Source organism: Streptomyces sp. NPDC048277, from assembly GCF_040652235.1.
Lineage (GTDB): Bacteria > Actinomycetota > Actinomycetes > Streptomycetales > Streptomycetaceae > Streptomyces.
Map to the genome: position 1 here is coordinate 191745 of NZ_JBEZLQ010000015.1, position 22187 is coordinate 213931.

The following is a 22187-nucleotide window of genomic DNA, read 5'->3' on the forward strand; positions in this document are numbered from 1 at the left end:
CTGTGTCCTAGTCCGTTGCCTGCGCCCGTCCTACCGCCTACCGCGCGGCGTCCCGTACTGCCTCGTCGAGCAGCCGCAGCGCCTCATCCTCAAGGCGGTCGGCCTCGTCGCGATCACGGTACGCCGATCGGACAGTGTTGGTGATGCGTTCGCGGTCGGCCGGGGTGCAGAGGGGGATGGGAACTTGACGGCGGAGCACGGCGTGGATGTCCTGCGGGCCTGTGCCAACGCACAAGGAACGCATGACTCGGAAGGACGCGTCGCTGCGCATGTAGGCGAATAGGTATTCACCGGAGACGTCATACTTTTCGGGGCGCACCCGAAGGAAATGTTCGGAGAAGGCATATTTTTCACGCCACGCATCTGAGACGTAAGCAGCTCGACCGATAAGGGCGCTCTCCGTGAGCAGACCTTGCGAGGCGACAAGCACGGTACCCTTGTCAACTTGAACGAGCATTCGCTCCGACTTCTTAAGCGCGATCCTCCGCTCCACAGGACGCACCCAAAACACCTGGCGTTGCCCTACCAAGGGAATTCCGTTTTCGCCTTCCACGTCAATGCGCTTGAACCTGTGTCCACGCTCAAGTTCACCTCCCTCGCAAATTTCACCCAGCGCGACATGGGGCACTTCCCGAATCAATTTAGAAATCTCTCTGGCTCGCTCGTCGTGGTTGAGTGCCCTGAGAGAAATCGAATTGATTCCCTTAACCTCGAAACCCAACGGACGGGGCATCTCGTGCCATCGCAGGTTTGCCAGCGCTGCGAGCCCCGCGCTTTCGAACAGATCCTCCGTCGCTGCTCGGACCTTCCGCTGGAATCCCGCCCGCAAATCAGCTGCAGCTTGGATCAGTTCATGGATTCGCTCTTCGATCTCGTCCTCGAATCGCGGCACTGGCAGATTAGTGAGATGTGAAGCCTCGATGTGCTGGATGATCGAGCCAGCCGCTTGCGAAACGATGATGGGGATCCCATAGCGGCTCTGCAGGAAGGCATTCAGATAGCCTGGGCGGATTTTCTCGCTATCTGGATTAACCTTCATGACATGCTGGGATGACCAGATGCCGGCCATATCCGCCCGGACGTATGCCGTGCGCCCGACCGTGCCAGAGCAAGAGATGAGCGTCATTCCCGGCTTAATCTCCAGGTACGAAAGCTTCTCAGCATCCTTCTTCCGCAAATATGGAAGCCAACTGAGGTCGGCCTCCAGCATGTCGGTGCTTCCCATGAAGGGCACGCCGTACTTGCTGTCGTCCATGTACACACGGCGAAACTTTGGGCCATTAAAAATTCCACCATCGTGCCCCTGCGTGAGATGGTGCAGCGGCTCCTTAGGTACCGACAGCCGCTCCAGCAATTTCCGCGCCTCATACGCCCCCGACAGGTACGGCGCCGCGTCCAGCCGCGTGCTCTGTTCAATGAGCCAGCCCGCGCGCACGGGGTTGTCGGTATTGACGAGCTTCACGAGTACGTAGTCTCCGGGAACCAGGCGCACAGGGTGTCGCGCAACAATGTGAATGCTGGGTCGACGCATCCCCTCACCGAAATGGTGGCGGTGACCCGTCTGAACGCCGCGTTGGACTGGTCGGCACCGTGGTGCTTTTTCATGTGCTCCAGCGCTTTCTTGGGCAGGACCGGTTTCAGGTTATCCGCCGGCCAGTGGCCGCTCTTCTCCAAGATCTGCCGGTAGTCGCTCGGAATTCCGAGCTCCCGGGCGATGTTGGGGTTGTTCTCCTGCCAGAGCCATGACTCCAGCTCCGGCTTGAGGACGATCACGGCAAAGGAACCGGCCTCCCAGTCTTTGGCCATGCCGAGTCCGATATGAGCGGCGATCGCATCGGCGCCGGGGCTTCCCTCCCACTTTTCGTCGATCATCACGATCGCCCGCCGGTGGGTTTCCTGGTAGAAGCTGAGTAATCCACGATGATGCCCGTAGACCTCGGGATCACAACGCGGGGCGACGACAATGTCCTCCAGCGGGTCGAAGTCGAACGACGCACAGCCAAGCCCCCTGTGGGCGTACTCGCGCCCCAGGTAGCCGTCCAACATCTGCTGCATGCCGCCGTCGGCGACCAGGAAGACGACGTCTCGCCGTTCCTCCTCCCCCTGTGTCATGCCAGCACTCCCGCCGCGAAGAGCGTGCCGAGGTCGAGCCCGTCCACCGTGCCCTTCCAGTTCTTCATCCGAGGGTGCTCGGCGCCTGGCAGGACCTCCACAGCACCGTCCTTCCTGATCCGTGCTGCCAGGACCTGATCCAGTTCGGTGTGGGCGAGAACCAAGGGCGAGTGGGTGGAGACCCACACCTGACTTCCGTACAACGAGCTGAGTGACTGGACGACAGTCTCGATTGCCCGGGGATGGATGCCGTTCTCCGGCTCCTCGGTGACCAGCAGGCTGGGTACGGCGTCGCGTGGCAGATACGGCAGTAGGGTCAGCGCCAGGACGCGCAGAGTCCCGTCGGAGAGGCCGGAGGACGTCACCTTGTGACCACCCCGATAAGCCACTGTGAAGTAGGCGCGGCGGTCCTCTTCTCGTACTCGCACCCCGATGTCTTCGACCTGGGGCAGCGCGGTGCGGACATGGTCGACCCAGTCGCGGTGACGGCGAGGGTCAGTCTCGTACAGGTGGCGTGCGAGCCAGGGGGTGTTACGCGCGTCGGGCCGGACGGCGAATTCGTCGCCAGGCGGTGCGGCTTCGCGCAGGCGCTCCCAGTCCGGGTCGTAGAAGACGGTGCCGTCCTTAAAAAGGCCACGCAGCCACAAGGCAGCTGGGAAAAGCGAAGGATCCGGGAGGACAGCCTCCAGTGCGAGTTGGTCGACCGGCACCTTGAAGGCAGGCAGTTGCGGAGCAGTCGCGGTGGTCTCCGGAGTGAGCCGCGAGTAGGCCAGGCCATTGCGGGCGATCACCGATTGCCAGTCGGGGTGGGCCAGAGTTCCACTCCCCTGGTCGGGCGCGCCCTGACCCCACTCGCCGGGTCGCGGTTGGTGCGCTCCGGGAATGACGCTGCCGTCTGGCTTCGGACCAGTGAATAGGAACAGATACTCGGCGCCTACCTCGATCCGTTGTGGCTGAACCGTCAGCCGCAGTTCGTACCGCAGATGGGTGGGCAGCGGGTTGTCGAGGGACGGGAGAGAATCCTCTGCGAGTTCAGCAGCTACGTCATCCGGCAGGCGTGCTTCGATGGTGAAGTCCACCGCTTCACCCTGACCACGGTGCAGCAGCTCGATCGGCCGGTGTGCCCGCGCGGTCCGGTGTTCGCCGAGTCTGCGCAGCACGGCGTCGGTGACACGGCGCTCGCGCAGCAGATCACCGAGGAGCACTGGGATGTCGAGGAGTGTGGTCTTGCCCGCGCCGTTGGCGCCGGCCAGCACATGGTAGTCACCAAGTCCGAGGCTGAGCCTGGGGAAACAGCGGTAGTTGTACGCCTCGATGCGAGTGATCATCGCGGAAGCCCCGGCTCGGGGTGGACAGCGCGGAAACGCTGATAAGCCTCGGCGATCAGCGGCAGGTCGTCGTCGACGGCCTCACGGATACGGGGAACGGTGCGGATCTCGTCTCCCACCCGCTCGACTTCCTCGATCGTCTCCAGGATCACTTCTCCGTCAGGGCGGCGCTTGTGCACCGCCTTCCCACGGCGGTCCTTGCCGACCTTCTCGGCCACGGCCATGAAGACCGGGTAGTCGATCGGGCGGCCATTCAGCGCCTCGCTGTTGATCTCGTCCTGCGTCTTCTTCTTCAGACACAGCACGGTGGTGAGAATGTTGACGTTGGCGTCGGCGATGAAGGTCTCTACCGGCAGCTCGATACTGGCGAGCACCCAGCAGTTCTCCAGGATCCATTCACGGATGCCCTCGTCGACCGGCCCGGGGTTCGACAGGATGCCGTTGGGCAGGACCAGACCGATCCGGCCCCCCTCCTTCACCCATTGCACCGAACGTTCGATGAACAGCTGCTCTGGCGCGAGCGCAGTCACTGGCCGGTCCGCGACGATGACGCCTCCGCTCGTCTTGTCACGTACGAAGGAGCGTGCGACGCCGGCGCGGTACATGTCGAGGGTCTCGGTCTCCTCGATCTTGATGTCCGTACCGAAGGGCGGGTTGCTCATGAATACATCGACACTGCCCAGCGGGATTTCGCGCTCCGCTTCAGCCACGCCGGACAAGTGTCCATGCGGGAAAGCAAGCGAGTCCATGTGGAAGACCTTGCCCGGCGCTCCGGTCATCAGCATGGTGCTCATCCGGGTGGCTCTGACGAGGAACGGGTCGAAGTCTGCACCGAAGAGATGCTGGTCGGCGTATTCCCGCAACCGGGTCTGATGCTCGAGCAGAGCGTCCAAGTCATCCGGCAGCTTCGCCGTGCCCTCGGCCTCTTTCCACTGCTTGAGCAGATGCTGCAAGGTGGCCCGGAGGAAACCACCGGTGCCGCAGGCCGGATCCAGGACCGTCTCGTGTTCCTGAGGATTGAGGATCGAGACCATCAGGTTGACCGCACCCTGAGGCGTGAAGTATTGACCACGGTCACCGCGCAGGTTGGTACCCACCAGCTCCTGGTACGCGAGGCCCTTCACATCGATGTCGGTGCCGGAGAGGTTGTACGGAGCCAGCTCACCGACGATGAACGCCAGCGCGTGGTCCGACAGTGAGATCTCGTCACGCACGGTGAACAGAGCGTATGTCTGCTTCACCTCATCGAACAGTTCCAGCACTCGTTCGCGGATCCGCTTGCGGCCCTCAGCTGTGAACGGCTCGTCAGGGTGAGCGAACAACCTCAGCGGAGTACGGCTGGCTCGGGAAGTCCGCTCATCATGCATCTTGCAGAACAATAGATAGAGGAACTGCCAGAACGCGGCGTCCTTGGGCATGCCCTCGTTGCCGTGCACATAGTTGTGGCAGCGACGGAAAGCGGTCTTCAGCTTTCCTGCCTCACCGCGCCGCAGCGTGGCGAGTGTGCCAGCAACGCTCCGGCTCAGCGCGGAATCATCGGCCATCGGCCAGTCCGAGCGCGGCTCGAACTGGGCTCCCATCCGGGTGACCTCTTTGCGGAGGAAAAAGAGGTCGAGGCCGTTGGTCCACAGGCCGTAGTGGATCTGGGGCATCTCCTCCGACCCCATGAGCTCCTTGAGCTCTTCCAGATCCTTGTTGGCCTGCTCGAAGGTTCGGATCTTGGTCACCGCGCGGCCGGACTTCGGCTCGGGTTTGCAGACCACGACCCGGTGCAGGTTCTTCAGAGTGTGCTCCGCACCCGGCTCGAAGATCGCGATGTCGAGCTTCTTGGTGCGCCGTCGCCCTCCCTCTGAGTGGACGGCGAGCGGAAAGTCGCGCTCCATGTCGGCGAAGCGAATACCGTACTCATGCCACAAGGCTCTCGCCACCCACTGGCGCACTTGTTCCTTAGGAGTGTCCTTGACCGGCGAGTTTGTGACGATGTCGATCAGCTCGCCGTCCCCCAGCGAGGTGGTAGCGTTCGAGGTCTGCGGCGTAGCCGTTCCAGGCTGCACTGACTCTTGCGACTGTTCGCCGTCCGCCGCGTCGAAGCCCAGCTGCTCCACGACCCGTGCCTTCCCCTCTGACGCGTCGACCTAGGTCACACGTCCGCCTCTACTGGCTACTCTGTGTAACGGCTTGGGTGTTGCTCTTTGCTCACCATGAACCGCAGTTGGCCCAGTCTAGTGTTCCGACCACGGGTTGATTCAGCGGTTCGCTTCGCTGCGTCCCAGGGGCGTGCCGGTATCTGCTGTCCTCTCAGCCGAAGGCGAGTGCGCGGGAGCGTGTTGGTGGCAGAGTCGCCCATCGGCGCTGCAGGGGTGAGATCCACATGCCGGTGCTGGTGAGACTGGTACAGCTCTCACGTGGCGCCGGCCGCGAGATAAGTAGGCCCGGCAATCTCTTCGGCTGCCAGCCGCACGGAGAACCTGGCTTCCAAAATCGCCACGCAATGTCGTGAGGCCGGACCCACCTGCGCCCACTACAGTATGACGACCATCACAGCTCGCTCCTCGCGCGCCAGCTCTCTCCTCAGCCCCAATGCTCACTGACAGACCCGCGGGCGATCCCGCTGATCAGCGCACGCATCGCCAGCTTCGAGAAGAGCAACGGCCCGCGGCTGACGTCCTTGGAATCGCGCACCGCGGCGTGGTCGCCCAGCGCAGCGACTTCCACGCAGTCGTTCGCGCCCCCGCTGTACGAGCTCTTCTGCCACCGCGCCTGCGCGACATCGACGTCGTACAGATCTGTCGTGACGTCGTGCCGGGCGGCCATGCTGGGCGTGCTCACTCTTCGAGCTCCTTGCTGATGCGTGCGATGCGGGTGCGAGTCTCCGACGGGTCGAGGGCGCTGTCTCTCAACTGATCGAAGATTTCCGTGTAGTTGTCCACGTCCTCCGTGGACTCCAGATACACGGAGTTCTTGGGGTTCTCCAGCCACACCAGGTCCGGCGTGGGGTGCGGGAAGGTGAGGATGACGAACGGGCCGTACAGCCCGGGATGCGCGCCGAGCGAGAACGGCAGCAGCTGCACGGTGACGTTCGACTGCTCGCTCGCCTCCACCAGTTTCCGCAGTTGGTCGCGCATGACTTCTACAGAGCCGACCGTCCTGCGCAGCACGGCTTCGTCGAGGATCGCCCAGAGTCTGGCGGGGGACTCGCCACCCAGGCGGCTGTTCTGCCGCTCTAGGCGGACCTTGACCAGGGACTCGACCTGTGGCGGGGACAGGTCCTTCCTCATCTGGGAGATCACGGCACGTGCGTAGTCCTCGGTCTGGAGCAGCCCTGGCACGAGCATCGGCTGGTAGCTGGCGAGGTGCGTCGCGCCGGCCTCCAGCGCGAGGTACCCGTCGTAGCGGGTCGGGGTGAGTACCGTCGAGTACTTCCGCCACCAGGGCTTCTGCTGCTCTTTGTCCGCTCGCACGAGGTCGAGCACGTCGGCGCGCCGGCCTTCGTCCTCGACGCCGTACAGGTCCAGCAGAGCGCGGACGAGGACCGGCGTCGTACCGCGTTCGCCGTTCTCGATCCGGCTCAGTGACCCCTGGTTGACCTCCAGCTGGTCGGCGACCTCGGTGAGGGTGAGCCCGGTCGCGTCGCGCAGTTCCTTCAGCCGTGCCGCGAGCTGTCGCCGGTAGACCGACTGCGGGACCAGGCTTCTCTTCAAGGCCATGCCGGAAGTCTCTCCGTACCGGCGCCACCTCGACAAGCCCGTACGGGTCAACTTCTCAAGACATATTGCCTAGTTGATAGTTGCGTCGGCATGCTGTCAGGAGTCACGACGCGCGTTCGTACGAGTGCGCGCCGCAGCAGACCGACCGATGATGCCTCGCCACGACCCCGTCACTGGCGCGCTTCCACGTCGGTCCCGCATGCCGTACCAGGAGGGTGGGCCATGCCACGGACGACGCTGCTTCGGCAGCTGCTCCAGCAGCGGCACCTGACGACGCACGAGGCTTTCGCCGCCCAGTACGAGCGGGCCGCCGTGCGGCTGGCGGAGCTTGACCGAGACCCTCGCCTGGCGTCCCTCCAGGTCTCTCCACGCCAGTTCGACCGCTGGTACGGCGGGGAGCTACTGACTCTGCCCCGTCCTGACGCCTGCCGGGTGCTGGAGCACATGCTGGGCAGACCGGTGTGCGAGCTTTTCTCCGCGGTGTACGACGGCGACTCCGAGTCCGGCTGCTATGAGGAGCCGCCCGCACGCCAGCAGGCGCCGAGTCCCCTTCCGCCACGAGAGCACGACGAGAACCCACTGGACATCGTCGCCCGGACCCGGCAGCTCACGGCCAGTAACACCGACGCCGCGACGCTCGCGTTCCTGGATTCCTCCCTGGAGGGCATTGCCGGCCGGTACGAGCAGGACGGGCCGTACGCCCTGCGCCCCCAGGCTCGCCAGGTGCGGCAGCTCGCCCACACCCTCCTCGACGGTCGTCAGCCCCCAGGCACACGCCGCGAGCTCTTCCGCCTCGCCGCTCGCGCCTCCGGCCTGCTCGGCTACATGGCGGTGAATACGGGCGACTTCGCGCTCTCGGAGGCGTACTGCACCGAAGCCCGGGATCTCAGCCGTGAGATCGGCGACCTGGACACAGAGCTCTGGGCGCGCGGAACCCTCTCCTTCGGCCTCTACTACGCCGGCCGGTACGAGGAGGCCGACGCTTGCGCCGCCGCGGCCGTCGAGCGGGCGCCACGTCACGCCCAGTCCATCCGCCTGCTCGCCAACGGCCGAGCCCGAGCCCTCGGCAAGACCGGCGACCGGCGTGCCGTCGAGCAGGCCATCGGACAGGCACTCCGCCTCTCCGACCTCCACGAGGTACCCGTCGGGCTCACCTCCTGCATCTCTTTCGAGCCGTACGGACGGGCCCGGACGCTGGCCAACGCCGTCACGTCACACGTGGCCCTGCACAACACGGCCCAGGTACTGCGTGACGCCGAGCACATCGACGATCTGGTGGAGCACTCGACCTCCTCCTGGAGCCGTTCGCTCGTACGCCTCGACGTCGCCACCGCGCTGCTGCAGCAGCGCACGCCCGACATCGACCACGCGATGGCCCTCGGGGGTGAGGCCCTACGGCTGTGCGGAGACACCCCGATCAGCTCCGTCTACCAACGCTCCCGTGACCTGCGTGAGCAGGCCGGGCCGTGGCGTGATCACCCGGCGGTACGCGATTATGGCGAGGAGTTCCGGGCCTGGAGCTCACAGCCAGCCGTCATGGCCATGGCGTCATCCGCGTCGTAGGCGCCGTCGGTGTCGTCGTGCCCCGGGGCGGTGTGAAGCCGAAGGAGTTCGACGGGTGCCCCTGCTCAGCGCCGATCCCGCCGCGTTCCCCGCCGAGCCTCCTGCCGACACACATGATCCGGCGATCACCGCGGCCCACGACTGGGCGGCGTTCAGCGCACTCGATGGGATGACCGACCACTGGGCACGCCCCGGCTGGTCGGACGGCAGCCGGGCGTACTACTGGATGCTGACCTTCCCGGACGACCAGCCGCTCGCGACCCTCGCCGGACACTGCCAGGAGAAGCTGGCTCCCCTCGGCCTCGACCCGGTGCCGACGGACGGACTGCACATCACCCTCGCCCGCGTGGGCAGGCCGGACGCTGTCGCCCCCGGTCAGCTGGACAGCCTGGCGCGGGACGTCGAGGCGCTGCTGCCCCCCGCGTTCTCCAGTCGCGCCATGCCGCTGGCCGGCTCCCGCGGTGCCGTCCGCCTGTCCCTCGGTCCGTGGGAGCCCCTGCTTCGGCTGCACCACGCGCTGGCCGAGGCCGGAAGCAGCGCCGGTCTCGCCCCGAAGAAGCCGACGTCCGCTTTCCGACCGCACTTGAGCCTCGCCTACAACAACCGTCGGCGTCCCGCCGCTCCAGTCGTAGAGGCGGTCTCAGGTCTTCGTGCTCTCCCCGCTGTCGAGCTCTCCGTGGCCGCCGTTCAGTTGGTGGAGCTCCGGCGCGAGGGGCGGACGTACCGCTGGGATGTACGGAAGAGCGTCCCGCTCGGGTAGCCCACGGGCATCCAGGGGGAAGACCACGATCACTTCCTTGCCGATCGCGGTCGGCCGGACCGACCATTCGGAGGCCAGCGCCCCGACGAGCAGCAGTCCGAGACCATTTCCCGTCAGCTCATCCAGCGACGCCTGCGCTGATCGCGCCTGGACCTTGGAGACGTCCCGCCCGGCGTCGTGGACTCGCAGTACCACTACGTCCCGGTAGACCTCCACGCACATGCAGTCCGGTCCGCCGGCGGTGTGTCTGACCGCGTTGCCCACCAGTTCCGAGGCGACCAGAGCGGCGTCGTCGACGCGCTCCGGTGAGACACGTCCCTTGAGGGACTCGTGTACGTGTCGGCGTGCGAGGCCCGAAGGCTCGGCGCAGTCGGCCAGCTTCACCCAATGACGCCTCAATGGTGTCTGCCTGCAGAGGCGCTCTTCGTCTACCACGTCCATCGCCGCTCTCGTTTCCGGTTGGGCACTGGACCGATCAGCCTCGTCATCCGTGAGCCGCGACGGTACGCCGCAGCTCCGCCTCTTCGCTTGCCGCCGGACGGCGGACGAACGGCGTCCTGACGGCGTACCGCCGTCGGCCGCCCCCAGCGAGGCTCTTCTTCGAGGCGCCGGCCCTTGGCGTCTCGACCACAACCGGCTGGAGGTAATCGGAATGAGCGGCAGCGCGAGGCAGACCGCACCGCACGAGGTGCCCCCGGGCACGCGTCTGGTGCTGTACGCCTGCCTGCCCGCGTCGCTCGGTGAGATCGCCGACCACAGCCTGGCCAGCACACGGCGGTACGTCGCCGATGCCGGCTGTGAGGTGGCCGAGACGCACGTCGACCGAGCGGCACCCTTCGAGAGCCGCGCCCTGCGCGGGGGCTGGCAGAACGCCCTGGCCGCGGTCGAGCAGGGGAGGGCGGCCGGGATCGTCACCCCCCTGCTCGTGATGCTGGGGCATCTGGAGGAGGACAGGACGAACATCGCAGCCTGGCAGGCCCGGACCGGGGCGTTGATCACGACGCCGTGGGCGGTCGTCGACGCCGCCGACCCGACGCTCTTACGGAGGACGGCGGCGTGATGACCACCATGCGGCTACGGCCTCTGCGGCAACTGCTCAGCCAGATCGGATTGGTGCTGCGGCACCCGGCGAGGTATGTCGGCCGGTTCGGTTTCGGCGCCTTCCAAGTGCTGTTCCTGCCCGTCCTGGTGACCGGCACAGCGTTGACCACGCTCTACGCAGGCCAGATCCGGTAGCTACGGCCCGCGTCCTCGACTCCCTCTCCGGATGCTCCGAATCCCCGTCCCCCACGGAATCCGATCAGACGGAGAGGGGCCGCACCGCAAGGTGCGAATGCAGGAACCCGGCCGGTGTGCGGCGCGGCGAGCCGCACACCGGCCGGCCAGCAGTACGACGAATCGTTCGAACCCTTCCAACACGAGAGGAAGTGCGATGACCGCAATCACACTCAGCCCGATCAGCGCGCCACCGCCGGTAACGGCCGGCGCCGAGGTGTCCGTCGTGGCAGGCGCCCTCGACGTACCCGCCGACCCCTTCGACATCGACCTCACCATCATCACGGAGGTCGACGCCGACCTGCTTCCCAGGGCGTGCGACACCGGTGACGGCTGCAAGCCGTCCTGCGCCTCGTCCTGCGCGAGTGCCGTCTGACAGCGGCTCGTACGCGGGGCCGGGGGCACTTTCGCTCCCGGCCCCGCCCGGTCACAGAACTATGGCGGAGGCACTGGAAATGGGAAGTGACGGAAAGCTCTACCAGCACACGGGCACGGCCCTGCTCCGGGCCGCCGCGATGCCGCTGACGAGCCTGCCGGGATGGTGGCCCGATCCGGCCGACACGGATGCCTGCCGCAGATGGCTGAAGGAGGTGTGGGCCGACGAGGGGTTCGCCGACGCCGTCCGGCAGACGAGCGGCGATCTCGCCACGCGGGTCGACGCGATCTGCGCGGGGCAGCCGGCACGCCCGAAGCAGGTCCGGAGCGCCGCCCTGGCCACCGTCCGCTACGCGCTGCGAGCCACTGGGCGGCCGACCCCGTTCGGCCTCTTCGCCGGGGTGGCGCCGGTCGGCGTGGGTTCCACACCGCACGCGAGATGGGGAGACGCGCACCGGGCCGTGGCGCGGGTGGACACCGAGTGGCTGGACGACGTCGTCGCTCGTCTGGAGGCGTGCCCCGACCTGCTGGAACACCTGGACGTGGTCCTGAACAACCTGGCGGCACGCCGAGGTGGTCGCCTGCACGTCCCGCACGGCGGACCGATGGGGGCCACTGTCCGGCGCACCAGCGCGGTCCGCTGGATCGAGGACCTCGCGCGCGAGCCGGTCCGCTTCGCCGCCCTCGCCGAGCAGTTGGCCTCCGCCTTTCCCCGAACCGAGCCACGCCACATCACCACGCTGCTCGGCACGCTGGTGCGCGAGAAGTTCCTGATCACCAGCCTGCGCCCTCCGATGACCGACACCGATCCGCTGTCCCACCTGATCGAGCGGCTGCACGGCGTGGACGCGGGTACGGTGCCCGAGGCCGCGCGGGTCCTGCACGAAATGGAAGCGGTGCGACGCGCCGTGCACGAGCACAACCGGCTTCCCGCGAACCGCCAGGCGCCACAACGGCAGGCGCTGACGCCACTCTTGCGTCGGCTTTCCGGCGCGGGCCGAAGCCCTCTCGCCATCGACCTGCGGCTGGACGCCGACGTACGGATCCCCGAGAGCGTCGCGCGCGAGATGGAGCGGGCTGCTGATGCGTTGCTGCGGCTGACGCGTCGGCCGGCGGGCCAGGGTGTGTGGAAGGAGTACCAGGTCGCGTTCTGGGAGCGGTACGGCACCGGCACGCTGGTGCCGGTGAAGGAGGTCGTCGACGCGGCGGCCGGGCTCGGCTACCCGGCCGAGTACCCCGGCAGCCGCATGACCGCGCCGCCAAAGGTGGTCTCCGAGCGGGACGAGCGGCTGCTGGCCCTGGCCTGGCAGGCCCTGGCCGACGGCGGCAGGGAGATCGTCCTCACCGACGACGTAATCGACCGCCTGGCCGACGAGACGATGGCCGTGCGGGAGGCGCCGCCCCACGTGGAGATGTGCGCGCGCCTGCACGCCGACAGTCTGCCCGTGCTGGAGCGCGGGGACTTCACGCTCACCGTGACGCCGGCCCGCGCCGCAGGAACGCTCACGTCCCGGTTCTCACCGGTCGCCACCGGCTCGGGACTCGACAAGATCTACCGCCAGGTCCCCGCGAGCGTCGAGAACGCGCTGACCGCGCAGCTCTCCTTCCCGCCGCTGTACCCGCACACCGAGAACGTCGCCCGTATACCCGCCTATCTTCCGCACGTGATCCCGTTGGGTGAACACCGCGGCGCTGCCGACACCGTGCCGACGCTCATCGGGGTCGACGACCTCGCGGTCACGGCCACGCACACCCGCCTGTACCTGGTCAGCATCTCCCGCCGTCGCATCGTGGATCCGCAGGTCTTCCACGCCATGGCCCTGGACAAGCAACCTCCGCCCCTGGCCCGGTTCCTGGCGCACCTGACCCGCGCCTTCGGCCCCGCCTGGACCGGCTTCGACTGGGGTCCGCACGGCGCACGGCTGCCGTTCCTGCCACGCGTTCGCTACGGGCGCGTGATCCTCTCTCCTGGCCGCTGGAACCTGACCGCCGACGCCCTCCCAGGCCGGGGTACGGACACCCCGGAGTGGGCGGACGCCCTCGGTCGCTGGCGAAAGCGGTGGCACTGCCCCGATGCCGTCGAGCTGCGGGAGGACGACCGCACAAGGCGACTGCAGCTCGACGTGCCCGCCCACGTCGCCGTCCTGCGCGCCCACCTGGCCAGGGAAGACCAGGCCGTGCTCACCGAGGCGCCGCCCGAGGAGAGCTACGGCTGGATCGACGGCCACGTCCACGAGATTGCCCTGCCGATGACCAGCACCAGCCCGCCGGCCCCTAACCCGCTCTCCGGCCCCCTCCCCGTGCTCACCAACAGCGCCCTCGGGCCCGTACCGGGATCGGTGTGGGCACCCTGGCTGAACACCAAGATTTACACGCACCCCGACCAGTTTGAGGAGCTGATCGGCACCCACCTCGCGCGGCTCATGGCCCAGCTCCAGGGCGGACCCGAGTGGTGGTTCGTCCGCTACCGCTCTCCGCACGACCCCGACCACCTGCGCCTGCGCATCCGCACCCGAAGCCCTGGGCAGTACTCCGCTCACACCGAGCTTGTCGCCCGATGGGCCGCCGGGCTGCGCCACGAGGGGCTCAGCAGCAGGCTCGTGTTCGACACGTACACCCCGGAGATCGGCCGCTACGGCCCCGGCGCCGCCCTGCGCGGTGCGGAGGCGGTGTTCACCGCCGACTCGGCCTACGCCCTCGCCGCCCTGCAGGGCCTGGGAGGCGACGGCCTCGACGGACGCGCACTGGCCGCGGCCGGCATGGTGGACATCGCCTGCGGCCTGCTCGGTCCCGACGAGGGCATGCGTTGGCTGGCCAACCGTCCCGCGCCTCCGGCCCGAGTCGAGCGAGGCGTCAGAGACCAGACCATCGAACTCGTTCGCCACACCACGTCCCGCGCCCGCGGCTGGGGCGAAGCGCTCGCACACGCGTGGCACCACCGTGCCGTGGCCCTGACGCTGTATCGCGAGCACCTCGCCAAGGACATGGACCTCGACTCGGTTCTGGAGTCCCTGCTGCACATGCACCACAACCGCCTGCGCGGCCTGGACCGGGAGGACGAGCAGATCTGCCGCCGCCTGGCCCGTCAGTCCGCTCTCGCGTGGACCGCCCGGCTGGGGGAGAGCCACCCATGAACCACGACGCGTCGCCCACACCCACCAGGCCCGGCTGGGGCCAGTCGCTGTACTCCGGCGCGGCGGGAGCCGCCCTGCTGCACGCCGTCAGATCCCACACCGGCGAAGACGACACGGATGCGCTCCGGCCGTGGGCCGCTGCCATGGTCAAGGGCCCGATACAGGCCGCCCCGGAGGCATGCGGCCTGTACGAGGGCGCGCCAGCCGTCGCGTACGTCCTCAGCTTCACGCACACGGACACCGCCACTCGCGCTCTGGCGACCCTGGACGCACACCTCGCCGACGTCACCCGCGACCGCCTCAAGCGGGCGAACGCCCGCATCGACGGCGGCGCGCCGCCCAGCCTGGGCGAGTACGACCTCATCAGCGGACTGACCGGCCTGGGGGTCTACCACCTGCACCGCGGTCACCGGACAGAACTACGGGACACCCTCGCCTACCTGGTGCGGCTGACCGAACCGATCACCATCGAGTCCCAGCTCCTGCCCGGCTGGTGGAGCAGCGACAGCCCCGACCTGCGCCCGTCGCCGCGTTGGCCCGGCGGACACGGAAACCTCGGTCTGGCCCACGGCATCAGTGGACCCCTCGCACTGCTGGCCACCGCCGTGCGCCACGGCCACACGGTGCCCGGACAGAAACGAGCCATCATCCGGATATGCGGCTGGCTCGACCAATGGCGCGACGGTACGGGTTCGCGCGCCTGGTGGCCGGGCCTGGTCACCCGAGCCGAACACCGACGCGGCGCTCTCCAGCACTCGCTACCAGGACGTCCGTCCTGGTGCTACGGCACCCCGGGCATCGCCCGCGCCCAACAACTCGCAGGCATCGCCCTCGGCGACCGCGACCGGCAACGCCGAGCCGAACAAGCTCTGGCCAGCTGCCTGGCCGACGACCAGCAGCTCGCCCAGCTCACCGACGCATCCCTCTGCCACGGGTGGGCGGGGCTCGTACAGACCGCCTCCCGTGCCGCCGCCGACGCCGTCGATGACGAACTCGCGGCCCATCTGCCCCGTCTGCGGGCCCGGCTCGACGAGCACCTGGACCACAGCGGACTGCCGGACGGTGTCGGCCTGATGGACGGCACGTCGGGCATTCATCTGGTCCGTCTCCCCGACCCTGTCAACACGGCGACCACCGCCCCCTGGGACCGCTGCCTGCTCCTGGCGGGATGACGCTCGTGAACCGCACCCCGCACCAGATCACCTGAGTACGCTCTGCCCCTGCCGTACGCACGGCCGGGCACCTTCCGGAAGGACGCGATGAACACCACCACCGGCGCTTCCCCCGAGGACCTGCGCAACCGCCTGGTCGACGCCATCCTGCAGCAGGACGTCTCCGGCCCCCGCGACGCACGCGTCGAAACCGCCATGCGGGCCGTACCACGCCACGCCTTCCTCCCCGACGCACCCCTCCAGGAGGCGTACGCCAACAAGAGCGTGACCATCAAGGAGAACCCCGACGAGGACGCCCTCCCGCTGAGCTGCGCCTCCCAGCCCGACGTCGTGCACTTCATGCTGGTCCAGCTCGCCGTCCGCGAAGGCGACCACGTCTTCGAGATCGGGGCCGGCACCGGCTACAACGCCGCCCTGCTCAAGCACCTCACCGGAAAATCCGGTCAGGTCACCACGTGCGACATCGCCCCCGACGTGACGGCCTACGCCCGCCGGATGCTGGACGCGAACGGATACGCCGACGTTCACGTGGTCACCAGGGACGGCGCCCTCGGCGCCCCGGAGTTCGGCCCCTACGACCGAATGATCGCGGCGGTCGGCATGTGGGACCTCCCCGGAGCCTGGTGGGACCAGCTCGCCGACGGCGGACGCCTCGTGGTCCCGCTGCGATGGCGCGGGCTGTCCAGGTCCGTGGCGTTCCGGAGGGAAAAGGACCTGATGCGGTCCGACTCCGTCAGGATGTGCGGCTTCCTCCCGGTAATCGGCCAGGACGGCGAGCGAAACGGCTACATCGACGACAATCGGCTCGTCAGGCTCTACTGGGACGAGGACCAGCCCATCGCCCCAGAACTGTTGCGCGATGCCCTCACCCAACCGAAGTCGGTCGTCTGGACCGACGCGACGGTCGGCTCCGTCGAGTCCTTCGACGGCGTCTGGCTGCGCCTGAGCGCCACCGAACGAGCGACCTGCCGCATCACCGCGAAGGCCGAAGCGATGGAGGTTGGCCTTCACCGCCCCGCCTCACCCGCCCTGAGCCCAGCCCTCGTCGAGGCCGACTCCATCGCCTACCTCACTCTGGAGCGCACCGCCGAGCCTCAGTCCACCGAACCCCGGTTCCGGCTGGGAGCCGTCGGCTACGGCCCGGCCGGCGCCGAGCTCGCCGAGCGAATCTGCGCGCAGATCCGTGCCTGGAGTCCGGCCCGGGCAGTCGAACCCGAGATCACGGCCTACCCTGCGGACACACCGGACAGCGACCTCGCCGACGGAGCCGTGATCGACCGGCCGTCTGCGCGGCTCGTCATCGCCTACTGAGCCTGCTGATCCAGACGCAGGCGGGCGCGGTTGTCGGCAGGTACGGCCGCGCCCACCGAAGCCGGAGCACAGTGGTGCTGGAGGGCAGCGGTCATCCCTGGGCGAGGTTCGCCTCACAGGTGGTGCACCGCCGCACGGCCATCCGCTTCGGATTGCCCACGGTGGCAGTCGCCGGGTAGGTACTGCTCAACCGTTCCCAGAGCCCGTGCGGGGGATTCGGGATCCACCCCCACCGCGGGGGCCGTACGTCGTCCTCGGTCATGTGGTCGCACCAGCCGGGCAGGTGCGCGCACTGCCCTGGGGAGATCAGGATCGTGTCGTCCGGATGAGCACGCCACTCCCTCTTCACGGACGTCCTTGCCGAACGGGGGGCCGCCGAAGCGGACGAGCCCGGCGGGCAGTCGCATCCGAGCCCGATGACGATCTGGCTGCCGCACTCCTCGCAGCGCTCCACTTTCACAGTCCCACTCACCCTCACGCGGTGCCGGAGTCGATCCGGTAGACGATCTTCCCGTCGGACTCGGTAAACCCGCGCGACTCGTAGAAGGCCCGTGCGCCTGGGTTGTCGCGGTCAGCCATCCATTCCACCCGGCTGCACCCGGGGCGCGCGGCGGCCAAGGCGCGGAGTTCGTCCATGAGGCGAGCACCGATGCCCTGCCGGCGCAGGTTGTCGCGGACGTAGAGCTCCTTGAGGAACAGGGAGTGCGTGGAGCCGGCGGCCGGCCAGAGGAAGGAGTAGGCGGCGAGACCCACGATGTCCCCGGTCTCGTCCTCGACGAGAAGGGTGGACGCCAGCGGTGGCGCGCCGAAGAGGGCTTCTTCCACCTGGAGGCGGCGCTCCTCGATCGGCTGGATATCTGTGTCGGTCGCTCCGTAGAACCGCTCGACCTCCTCGATCAGCTCGGCCACGGCTGGCACGTCCCGCTTCTCCGCGGGGCGGATCGTCACGGTCATCGGCGCCTCCTGTCCATTCTCGATTGCTTCGGTATCTGCTGTATTCGCTCGTTCCAACGCGTGATCCCCTCCCGGCGGTACGGCACACGCGCCTACGGCGACCCGGCGGCCCGCGCATACGGGTTCCAGCCGTGCTGCCACAGGGAGCCCTGCACGTGCCGGATGAGGTACTCCAGGTCCGCGCAGTAGGCAGACGGGTTCCGGTAGCCCCGGGCTTCGCTGAAGCGGTGCGGGAGGTAGCCACCGCCGCACACCTCCACGAGTGGGCAGGCGCGGCACTGTTCGGCGAGCGCATCCTTGCCGTGCTGCCGGTGCAACAGCTTTGGATGCGACAGAGCTTCGTCGAAGGAGTGGCGCAGGACGTCGAGCCCGAGCCAGGAGGCACCTTCCTCGACCGACCGCAGGGTGTCCACCGCCTCGATGGAGCCATCGGACTCGATCACGACGCTCGTCGGCGCGGCCAGACCGAGCGTCTCCACCGAGCCGCGCACGCCAGAGCTGAGGGCCACGATGTCCTCCAGCATCCGGACACTGTGCCCGTACTCCGGCCGGGCGAGCCAGGCGTCGTACACCCTGCTCATCCACATCCCGTACTCGGGCACGCTGGGGTCGGCGCGGTGCGGTGGGTCGTCGTGAGTCGCGTGCGGTAGGCCGAAGTCGATCACGGGCGGTTCGAACGCCGCCAGGTAGTCGTGGACCTCCACAGGGTCGTTAGCCAGGTCCACGACGGCGAGCAGCCCCGCGAACAGGTGCGGCCGCGACCGCAGGAGTTCGATGCCGTGCACGGCGGAGGCGGCGCTCGACCGTCCGGCGTGAGTCAGCCGGTGCCGGTCGTTCGCACGCGGCGGTCCGTCGAGGCTGACGCCCACCGCGACCTCGTACCGCTCGAAGAGGTCCAGCCAGGCACTGGACAGAAGCGTCCCGTTGGTCTGGAGCTCGAAGAGAACCCGGGTCTCGGTCGGCGCCTCGTCCCGGACGGCCTCCAACAGCTCGGCCATGTGCCGGACGCCGGCGAGAAGCGGCTCCCCGCCATGCAAGACGACGTGGATGGTCCGAAGTCCGTGCGTGGAGGCGTGCTCACCGATCTTCCGGGCCGCAGCCCGGGCCACAGCGAGGTCCATCCGGGCGGGGAGGCGCCGCGCCACCTGGTCCTTGGAGTTGAAGACGAAGCAGTAGTCGCAGTCGATGTTGCAGCGGTTGGCGACCTTGAGGATGAACGTCCGGAAAGGAACGGGGCCTTCGGGTTCTGTCATTGAGCGGACGTGCTCACAACGGCCAGGGCCAGATGAGGGAGGCCGCGTGAGTACCGTCACCGAACCGACCCGTCACGCTCTCCTCGGCCTCCAGCCGCTGCCGTACGCGGGCGGCCACGCGGTCCAGGACGGCGGCTCCGGCAGGCGTCGGCTCCGCGGAGTCCGGGCTGACGGGCGTGATGGCGTGTGGCTCGGTGACGGACGTGGGTGACGGCATCCAACGCTCCTCGTGAGATACGTGCGGGAGGCGGCACGGTGCGACGGGGCTGAAGCGACAGATCAGCCGGAAACGTAGCATCCTCAACCGCCCATCCAGCACCGGAAATTCGGCCACATGGTTGGCGTCAACCGGACCGCGACACCAGTAACCGTTCGATGTCGTCCACCGCCACGCTCACCCCCAGCCGCCGGTACACGGTCACGGCGGCTCGCAGTGAGCCCACGCCGTGACCAGGCCCGTCAACCGTCCAGTCGCAGCGGCCGATGCCCTCCAACGCCCGTGCCTCCTCCAGCGGGTAGCGGATGTCCCGCGCGAGTGCGAGGGCCTGATCGAAGTGCCGACGACCGGCTGCCGGTTCACCCGAGGTGAGCAGCAGCATCCCCCAGTGGTTCAGCACCTCCGCCTCGCCGCACCGGTCGCCCAGGCTCCGCAAGATCCGCAGTCCATCCTGGAACGCCTCAATCGCTCCGTCGAGCCCACCGACGATGCCGCGTGCCACGCCCAGCTCACTCAGCGAGGCGGCCTCACCCCCGCGGCTGCCGAGTTCGCGGTAGGTCTCCAGGGCCTCCTCCAACAGCCGGATCGCCTCTGCCGCGTCCCCGGAGACGCGGTCCACGACGCCAAGGTGGCGGATGCTGTTCGCGCGGCCGAACCGTTCACCGAGCTCGGTGAAGTGCGTCAGGGCCTGGCTGTGTGCCGTCCGAGCTCCCTCGATGTCTCCGGTCAGCCGTCGGACGACGCCCAGCTCGTTCAGTGCGTAAGCCTGGTGAGTACGGTCGTCGAGCTCCAGGTAGATGTCGAACGCTTCCTGGTGATTCCGCTCGGCCACGTCGTATGCGCCCATGAGGCAGTGCACGACGCCCAGGTCGCGCAGGGAGTTCGCTTCCCCGTACCGGTCACCGAGTTCCCGGTAGATCGTCAGGGCCTCGCTCTGTGCCTCCAGCGAGGCATCGAACCGGCTCAGCTGCCGGTGTGTCATGCCGAGATCGGCAAGCGCGTTCGCCTGTCCGAGCCGGTAGCCCAGCTCACGGTAGAGGGCGAGTGACTCGGCCTGGGCACGGGCCGCGTCCTCGTTGTCAGCGGTCAGATACCAGACGATGCCGAGCTGGTTGAGAGCGTCCGCCTTGCCCCGCCGTTCGTCGACCGCTTCGTACGCCGTCACGGCGTCACTGAGGGCGTCGATCGCCTGCGGATAGGCGGCCATGAAGCGGCGTACGACGCCGAGTTCGGCGAGAGCGTCGCCCCGGGCCCGCTGGTCGCCGGTGTGGCTGGCGGCCTCGGCGGCGGTGCGATGGAGCCCGACGGCCTGGTCCCAGGGACCGGCCTGGCGCAGGAAGGGCGCCATGGCCGCAGCGAGCCGGACCACGAGGTCGTACAGGGAGAAGCCGTTCGCCCGCCGGACGGCGGCGAGGATGTTGGCCCGTTCGGTCTCCAGCCAGCCCAGGGCGTCTGCTCGCGACTCCAGGACCGGAGTTTCCACCCGCGAGGCGTCGTCCGGCGCCAGTGGCACCGAGGCACCGCTACGCACGATGTGCCCGTTCGCGACGGCGAGAGCGGCCAGGTAGTAGGTACACACACGCTGGACGGCCTGTACGTGGTCCATGCTGTCCCCCTCGGCGGCGAGACCGCGAGCGTAGTCGCGCAGGAGATCGTGCAGCCGGTAGCGACTCCCCGGTTGTTCGTCGATCAGGTGGTCGTCGTAGAGCGCCTCAAGGTACCGACGTGCCACCACGACCGGGACCTCACCGAGAGCCGCACCGACGTGCGCGTCGAGATCGGTGCCGGGAAAGAAGCCGAGCTGCCGGAAGAAGCGCTGCCGTTCCGGCGCGAGGTCCCGGTAGGAGAGATCGAACGTCGCGGTGACGGCGCGTTCCCCAGCCCGCAGCTCTCCTAGCCGGTCCCGTGCCGCCATCAGCCGCCCACGCAGGTCCTCGGCGGTCCAGGACGGATGGTGCCGCAACCGCGCCGCGAGCAGAGACACCCCCAGCGGCAGACACCCGCACAGCCGTACCAACTCGTCCACCACATCCCGACCGAGCGCATCGGTCGGCCGCCCACTGAGCCGCACGAAGAGATCGACTGCGTGATCCGGCGGCAGCGCGTCCACCGACATGACCACCTCCTCGTTCGCCACCAGCCGCTTGCGGCTGGTCACCAAGACCAGACATGCGCTCCCACCGGGAAGCAGAGGCTCCAGCTGCCGGTAGCTGGCCGCGTTGTCGAGAATCAGCAGTGCCTTCTTGTCCGCGAGCCTGCTCCGCCACATGGCGGCCCGGGCTTCCGTGACCGCTCCGACGTCATCCCCGACGGGTATCTGCTGCGTTGGCACGCCGGCAGCCGCTAGAAGAGAGGCCAGAGCCTCGCCGGCCTGCACCGGAGTGCGCCCCGGCGTGTACCCGTTGAGGTTCACGAAGAGCTGTCCGTCGGGGAACCGCTCGGAGAGCAGGTGGCCGGCGTGCACGGCGAAAGTAGTCTTTCCGACGCCCGGCATTCCGTCGATCACGTGAACGGGCAGCCCCTCGCCCTGCTCCTGCGATGCCCGTACCGAGCCCACCAGCTGTTCCAGCTCCGCAGCCCGGTCGGTGAACGCGACGGTGTCGCGCGGCAACGAACGCAGTACCTGGGCGGCCCCCGGCGGTCCCGTTCCATCCTCCGGCCTCGCCGTCGGCGCGGGAGGCCGCGACTCGGATAGCCCGGCGAGCAGAGCAGTCATCCCGGCCATCGTCACGCCCAACACGACGAACGAGAACCAGGCGTGCTCCTGTAACCACCCCAGCCAGCCGGGCCACCGCGACTGGTTGGACACGGCATTCGTGACAAGCCCGACCAGCAGCGTTGTCACAGCGCCGCCTCCGGCGACGACGGCGATCGCGATCCCGCGCCGGAGTCTCATACGGAGGCCCCACCAGCCGGGGGAGCGGCCGATTCCCCCGTGGTGCCGCTGGTGAGACACCACGCACCGCCAACCGACCTGGTCACGAAGGCAACCCCCGAGTCCGACGCCCCAACTTCCCTAACGGAAC

19 protein-coding genes are annotated in these 22187 nt (G+C 68.2%); 8 read left to right on the plus strand and 11 right to left on the minus strand.

Annotated features, from left to right (window positions below; genetic code table 11):
• Nucleotides 1–37 precede the first annotated feature (37 nt).
• The 6 genes from AB0D85_RS30515 to AB0D85_RS30540 form a co-directional block, all read right to left on the minus strand.
• Nucleotides 38–1462, minus strand: a complete 1425-nt coding sequence (locus tag AB0D85_RS30515) for a restriction endonuclease subunit S (protein WP_362327159.1) — start codon at nt 1460–1462, stop codon at nt 38–40.
• Nucleotides 1459–2112, minus strand: a complete 654-nt coding sequence (locus tag AB0D85_RS30520; protein WP_362327162.1) for a hypothetical protein — start codon at nt 2110–2112, stop codon at nt 1459–1461. Before AB0D85_RS30520 ends, AB0D85_RS30515 begins: the two co-directional genes overlap by 4 nt.
• Complete coding sequence (locus AB0D85_RS30525) at nt 2109–3440, minus strand: AAA family ATPase (protein ID WP_362327165.1); 1332 nt, start codon at nt 3438–3440, stop codon at nt 2109–2111. Before AB0D85_RS30525 ends, AB0D85_RS30520 begins: the two co-directional genes overlap by 4 nt.
• Entirely contained in the window at nt 3437–5545 is a 2109-nt protein-coding gene (locus AB0D85_RS30530; protein WP_362327168.1) for an N-6 DNA methylase, read from the minus strand. The genes AB0D85_RS30525 and AB0D85_RS30530 overlap by 4 nt, the downstream gene beginning before the upstream one ends.
• Before the next feature lie 466 nt (nt 5546–6011).
• Entirely contained in the window at nt 6012–6269 is a 258-nt protein-coding gene (locus tag AB0D85_RS30535; protein WP_362327171.1) for a DUF397 domain-containing protein, read from the minus strand.
• Nucleotides 6266–7147 carry a helix-turn-helix transcriptional regulator gene (locus tag AB0D85_RS30540; protein ID WP_362327175.1) on the minus strand — a complete coding sequence of 294 codons (882 nt, stop codon included), beginning with the start codon at nt 7145–7147 and terminating at the stop codon, nt 6266–6268. Before AB0D85_RS30540 ends, AB0D85_RS30535 begins: the two co-directional genes overlap by 4 nt.
• A gap of 222 nt (nt 7148–7369) precedes the next feature.
• Here AB0D85_RS30540 and AB0D85_RS30545 point away from each other — a divergent pair, with 222 nt between their 5' ends.
• The gene (locus AB0D85_RS30545; protein WP_362327179.1) at nt 7370–8710 is read left to right on the plus strand and encodes a hypothetical protein; all 1341 of its coding nucleotides are present in this window, start codon (nt 7370–7372) and stop codon (nt 8708–8710) included.
• 55 nt (nt 8711–8765) lie between these two features.
• Nucleotides 8766–9470 (plus strand): 2'-5' RNA ligase family protein, encoded by a 705-nt coding sequence (locus AB0D85_RS30550; protein WP_362327182.1) that lies wholly within the window; start codon nt 8766–8768, stop codon nt 9468–9470.
• On the opposite strand, the gene AB0D85_RS30555 is transcribed toward AB0D85_RS30550, so the two are convergent.
• A complete protein-coding gene (locus tag AB0D85_RS30555) occupies nt 9351–9911 on the minus strand; it encodes an ATP-binding protein (protein WP_362327185.1) in 561 nt (186 codons plus the stop codon). The two genes, AB0D85_RS30550 and AB0D85_RS30555, sit on opposite strands and share 120 nt — an antisense overlap.
• Nucleotides 9912–10122: 211 nt before the next feature.
• On the opposite strand from AB0D85_RS30555, the gene AB0D85_RS30560 reads away from it, so the two are divergent.
• The 6 genes from AB0D85_RS30560 to fxlM all read left to right on the plus strand — a co-directional run bounded on the left by AB0D85_RS30560 (nt 10123) and on the right by fxlM (nt 16737).
• Complete coding sequence (locus AB0D85_RS30560; protein WP_362327188.1) at nt 10123–10530, plus strand: hypothetical protein; 408 nt, start codon at nt 10123–10125, stop codon at nt 10528–10530.
• Nucleotides 10527–10706 (plus strand): hypothetical protein, encoded by a 180-nt coding sequence (locus AB0D85_RS30565; RefSeq protein WP_362327353.1) that lies wholly within the window; start codon nt 10527–10529, stop codon nt 10704–10706. The genes AB0D85_RS30560 and AB0D85_RS30565 overlap by 4 nt, the downstream gene beginning before the upstream one ends.
• Before the next feature lie 196 nt (nt 10707–10902).
• A complete protein-coding gene (locus AB0D85_RS30570; RefSeq protein ID WP_362327191.1) occupies nt 10903–11121 on the plus strand; it encodes an FxLD family lanthipeptide in 219 nt (72 codons plus the stop codon).
• Nucleotides 11122–11200: 79 nt separating this feature from the next.
• Nucleotides 11201–14254 (plus strand): lantibiotic dehydratase, encoded by a 3054-nt coding sequence (locus tag AB0D85_RS30575; RefSeq protein ID WP_362327194.1) that lies wholly within the window; start codon nt 11201–11203, stop codon nt 14252–14254.
• A complete protein-coding gene (locus AB0D85_RS30580) occupies nt 14251–15426 on the plus strand; it encodes a lanthionine synthetase C family protein (RefSeq protein ID WP_362327197.1) in 1176 nt (391 codons plus the stop codon). Before AB0D85_RS30575 ends, AB0D85_RS30580 begins: the two co-directional genes overlap by 4 nt.
• Before the next feature lie 87 nt (nt 15427–15513).
• Nucleotides 15514–16737: a methyltransferase, FxLD system gene (gene fxlM, locus AB0D85_RS30585; RefSeq protein WP_362327200.1), complete on the plus strand. Its 1224-nt coding sequence runs from the start codon at nt 15514–15516 to the stop codon at nt 16735–16737.
• Between the two features lie 474 nt (nt 16738–17211).
• On the opposite strand, the gene haaN is transcribed toward fxlM, so the two are convergent.
• The 4 genes from haaN to haaT all read right to left on the minus strand — a co-directional run bounded on the left by haaN (nt 17212) and on the right by haaT (nt 22057).
• Nucleotides 17212–17691, minus strand: a complete 480-nt coding sequence (haaN, locus tag AB0D85_RS30590; RefSeq protein ID WP_362327203.1) for a cyclophane-containing RiPP N-acetyltransferase HaaN — start codon at nt 17689–17691, stop codon at nt 17212–17214.
• 92 nt (nt 17692–17783) lie between these two features.
• Nucleotides 17784–18944: an FxsB family cyclophane-forming radical SAM/SPASM peptide maturase gene (locus tag AB0D85_RS30595; RefSeq protein ID WP_362327206.1), complete on the minus strand. Its 1161-nt coding sequence runs from the start codon at nt 18942–18944 to the stop codon at nt 17784–17786.
• A gap of 13 nt (nt 18945–18957) precedes the next feature.
• A complete protein-coding gene (gene haaA / locus AB0D85_RS30600) occupies nt 18958–19161 on the minus strand; it encodes a HaaA family cyclophane-containing RiPP peptide (RefSeq protein WP_362327209.1) in 204 nt (67 codons plus the stop codon).
• Nucleotides 19162–19288: 127 nt separating this feature from the next.
• Nucleotides 19289–22057, minus strand: coding sequence for a cyclophane-containing RiPP biosynthesis TPR protein HaaT (gene haaT / locus AB0D85_RS30605; RefSeq protein ID WP_362327212.1), 2769 nt, complete (start codon nt 22055–22057; stop codon nt 19289–19291).
• Nucleotides 22058–22187 lie beyond the last annotated feature (130 nt).

Coding starts and splice junctions, on each gene's coding strand:
- AB0D85_RS30520 (WP_362327162.1), bottom strand. CDS start 2,112: ATGACACAGGGGGAGGAGGAACGGCGAGACGTCGTCTTCCTGGTCGCC.
- AB0D85_RS30525 (WP_362327165.1), bottom strand. CDS start 3,440: ATGATCACTCGCATCGAGGCGTACAACTACCGCTGTTTCCCCAGGCTC.
- AB0D85_RS30540 (WP_362327175.1), bottom strand. CDS start 7,147: ATGGCCTTGAAGAGAAGCCTGGTCCCGCAGTCGGTCTACCGGCGACAG.
- AB0D85_RS30545 (WP_362327179.1), top strand. CDS start 7,370: ATGCCACGGACGACGCTGCTTCGGCAGCTGCTCCAGCAGCGGCACCTG.
- AB0D85_RS30555 (WP_362327185.1), bottom strand. CDS start 9,911: ATGGACGTGGTAGACGAAGAGCGCCTCTGCAGGCAGACACCATTGAGG.
- AB0D85_RS30560 (WP_362327188.1), top strand. CDS start 10,123: ATGAGCGGCAGCGCGAGGCAGACCGCACCGCACGAGGTGCCCCCGGGC.
- AB0D85_RS30570 (WP_362327191.1), top strand. CDS start 10,903: ATGACCGCAATCACACTCAGCCCGATCAGCGCGCCACCGCCGGTAACG.
- AB0D85_RS30575 (WP_362327194.1), top strand. CDS start 11,201: ATGGGAAGTGACGGAAAGCTCTACCAGCACACGGGCACGGCCCTGCTC.
- AB0D85_RS30580 (WP_362327197.1), top strand. CDS start 14,251: ATGAACCACGACGCGTCGCCCACACCCACCAGGCCCGGCTGGGGCCAG.
- fxlM (WP_362327200.1), top strand. CDS start 15,514: ATGAACACCACCACCGGCGCTTCCCCCGAGGACCTGCGCAACCGCCTG.
- haaN (WP_362327203.1), bottom strand. CDS start 17,691: ATGACCGTGACGATCCGCCCCGCGGAGAAGCGGGACGTGCCAGCCGTG.
- AB0D85_RS30595 (WP_362327206.1), bottom strand. CDS start 18,944: ATGACAGAACCCGAAGGCCCCGTTCCTTTCCGGACGTTCATCCTCAAG.
- haaA (WP_362327209.1), bottom strand. CDS start 19,161: ATGCCGTCACCCACGTCCGTCACCGAGCCACACGCCATCACGCCCGTC.
- haaT (WP_362327212.1), bottom strand. CDS start 22,057: ATGAGACTCCGGCGCGGGATCGCGATCGCCGTCGTCGCCGGAGGCGGC.